This is a genomic window from Curtobacterium sp. MCBA15_013 (genome assembly GCF_001865095.1).
GTDB lineage: Bacteria > Actinomycetota > Actinomycetes > Actinomycetales > Microbacteriaceae > Curtobacterium.
The window spans coordinates 1-305 of the sequence record NZ_MJGQ01000074.1 but is presented as its reverse complement, the minus strand read 5'-3'; the positions used below and the strand labels follow the sequence as shown (position 1 = coordinate 305).

General features: G+C 58.0%; 1 protein-coding gene. It reads right to left on the bottom strand.

The window, feature by feature from the left end; all coding sequences use genetic code 11:
• Positions 1-305: transposase (locus BIV01_RS17535; RefSeq protein WP_139199556.1), on the bottom strand; the 305-nt coding region annotated here is incomplete at both ends.

Here is a 305-nt window from a genome sequence, read left to right as displayed (position 1 = left end):
CCTTACTGGCGGCCGCTTTGAATTTGCTGCCATCAATCGCCACCAACTGGCCTGTGACCAGGCCCGCCTGTTTGCAGAAGACAATGAACTGGCGACACACTTTCCTGATGGCCTGACCGTTATCCTTGCGGAAGTCGGCAATGGTTTTGAAGTCCGGCGCCAGTTGCTTCATCAGCCACAGCACTTCCAGGTTGCGATGGCACTCCTTTTCCAGTCGCCGGGTGCTGCTGGTCTGATTCAGGTAAGCGTAGATGTAGAGCTTGAGCAGATCCCCGGGGTGATAGGGGCGCCGGCCCGTGTCAGCC